Source organism: Herbaspirillum lusitanum P6-12 (assembly GCF_000256565.1).
Classification (GTDB): Bacteria; Pseudomonadota; Gammaproteobacteria; order Burkholderiales; family Burkholderiaceae_D; genus Herbaspirillum; species Herbaspirillum lusitanum.
In genome coordinates, this window is record NZ_AJHH01000630.1 from 1 (window position 1) to 2,463 (window position 2,463).

General features: G+C 59.8%; 3 protein-coding genes. All 3 read left to right on the plus strand.

What is annotated here, in order from left to right:
• The first annotated feature begins 30 nt into the window (after nucleotides 1-30).
• On the plus strand, nucleotides 31-453 hold the full coding sequence (locus HLUSI_RS0120615; RefSeq protein WP_016835746.1) for a MarR family winged helix-turn-helix transcriptional regulator: 423 nt from the start codon (nucleotides 31-33) through the stop codon (nucleotides 451-453).
• A gap of 145 nt (nucleotides 454-598) precedes the next feature.
• Entirely contained in the window at nucleotides 599-1,705 is a 1,107-nt protein-coding gene (locus HLUSI_RS0120620; RefSeq protein ID WP_016835747.1) for an efflux RND transporter periplasmic adaptor subunit, read from the plus strand.
• Nucleotides 1,702-2,463: efflux RND transporter permease subunit (locus tag HLUSI_RS29845; protein ID WP_040503732.1), on the plus strand; the 762-nt coding region annotated here is incomplete at its 3' end. The genes HLUSI_RS0120620 and HLUSI_RS29845, both read left to right, overlap by 4 nt.

Consider the following 2,463-nt stretch of genomic DNA (forward strand, 5'->3'; position numbering starts at 1 on the left):
TTCTGCATATGCACATGCTAAGGTTTGGATATGGACTCCACTCCCTCACTGACGGACTGCAATTTATTCGCAACCAAACAGGCTGCGCGGTTCATCACGCAGCTGTATGAGCGGCATCTCGCACCGGTCAACGTCACCAGTTCGCAGGTGACCCTCCTTGCCGTGATTCATGAGCGGCCCGAGATCACGATGACGGAACTGTCGGAAATGGTCGTGATGGATCGAACCAGTCTGGTCCGTGCAATCCAGCCATTGAGCCGCGATGGATATGTTGTGCAAAAGTCGGAGGCCGGCTCCAGGAAGATCGGTTTGTCACTCTCCAAAGCAGGCACCAGGAAATTCCTTGATGCACTCCCTCATTGGCGTGCCGCTCAGAAGGAATATGAAGAACTGGTCGGCAAGGATCGCGCCAAGTTTCTGCGGGAAGAGTTGATGGCGGTGACCCAACGTTAAATGACCCAACGTTAAATATGCGGCGCTGAATATACGGCCTTAAGCTTCAAACGACAGGCATCAAGTTCCATGGCGAGGCAATGTCCTCGCTATTTTTTAATCCATAAAGTGCATATGCACATTAATCCGACTAGCGAGGGGTTTCATGGAAATCAACAAGAAATATATGGGCATGGCACTGTCAGGCGCATTGATCGCCACACTTGCCGCCTGCAGCAAACCGGCGCCGCCTCCGGCGACTGCACCCAGGGTTGCCTCCTTTACGGTTCAAAACGTTGAACACGATTCCGCCAGCTACACCGGCGTCGTGCATGCCCGTACCGAGAGCAATCTGGGTTTCCGGGTGCCCGGCAAGATCGTGGAACGCCTGGTCGATCCGGGCGAACTGGTCAAACGCGGCCAGGCGCTGTTCAAGCTCGACAGCACCGATTACACCCTGGCGCAACATGCAGCGCGCTCCGCGGTGATCGCCGCGCAAGCACGCGACGTGCAGGCCCAGGCTGACGAAGTGCGCTTGCGCAAGCTGCTGAACTCCGGCGCCGTTTCCAGACAGGCGTATGAGCAAAGCAAAGCGCTGGCGGACTCCGCCAAGGCGCAACTCGATGCTGAACGGGCGCGCGCCGGCCAGGTTGAAAACCAATCGGACTACTCCGTCCTGCGCGCCGACGCCGATGGCGTCGTCATGGACGTTCTGGCCGACGCCGGCCAAGTGGTCGGCGCAGGACAGACGATCGTGCGACTGGCGCAGAAGGGCCCGCGTGAAGCAGTCGTCAGCATCCCCGAGAACGGCCTCGGCCAGGCGCGCCGCCAGGCAAGCGCCACACTCTATACGGATGACACGCAAAAATTCGCGGCCAAGCTGAGAGAACTCTCCGCCATGGCCGATCCCCTCACCCGCACCTACCAGGCGCGCTACGTGCTGTCCGGCAAGGGAGAGCAGGCGCCGCTGGGCTCGACGGTCACCATCAGGCTCACCGGCGATACCACTTCAACCGAACAGACCGAAGTCCCGATCGGCGCGTTGATCGACAAGGGTCATGGCGCCAGCGTCTGGCTGATCGAAAAACAAACCCAGGTCGTCAAGCTGGTTCCCGTGACGGTTGTCCGTCTGGGTGAAGAATTCGCCGCCATCAGCGCAGGCCTGAAAGCGGGTGATGTGGTCGTCGCCTACGGCACCCATCTGCTCAAGGCCGGCGACAAGGTTTCAGTGGTTTCGCCGCAGTCCGCGGCACATACGGGCGGTGCGTCATGAGCGGCTTCAATCTTTCCGCTTTCGGCGTAAGGGAACGCGCAGTGACGCTGTTCCTGATCATTGCGATTGCCGTTGCCGGCGCCTTCGCCTTCATCAAGCTGGGGCGCGCCGAAGACCCCAGCTTCACCGTCAAGATCATGACCGTGACCGCGCTGTGGCCGGGCGCCACCGCCAAGGAAATGCAGCAGCAAGTCGGCGATCGCCTGGAAAAGCGCCTGCAGGAACTGGAATACTATGATCGCGTCGAGACTGCCGCACGGCCGGGTCTGATCACGATGAAATTGTTCCTGAAGGATTCGACGCTGCCCGCGCTGGTGCCGGAACAGTTCTACCAGGCCCGCAAGAAACTCGGCGACGAGGTCATCAACATGCCGCGCGGCGCAATCGGCCCGGTTATCAACGACGAATACTCGGATGTCTATTTCACGCTGTTTTCACTCAATGCACCAGGCCTGCCGCATCGCCAGCTGGTGACGGAAGCCGAAACCTTGCGCCAGCAATTGCTGCACGTGGACGGCGTCCAGAAGGTCAACATCCTCGGCGAGCAACAGCAGAAAATCTACGTCGATATTTCCAATCAACGCCTCGCCACGCTAGGCGTCAAGGCGCAAGCCATCTTCGACGCGCTGAATCGCCAGAACGACATGACGCCGTCCGGCTTTGTCGAAACCGCCGGCCCGCGCGTGTACCTGCGCCTGGACGGCGCCATCAACAACATCGATGCGGTCAAGGCGATTCCCATCGCCGCCCCCGGGTTA

Bases quoted from the DNA above. Each gene is read 5' to 3' on its own strand.
- HLUSI_RS0120615 (WP_016835746.1), top strand. From the start codon at position 31: ATGGACTCCACTCCCTCACTGACGGACTGCAATTTATTCGCAACCAAA.
- HLUSI_RS0120620 (WP_016835747.1), top strand. From the start codon at position 599: ATGGAAATCAACAAGAAATATATGGGCATGGCACTGTCAGGCGCATTG.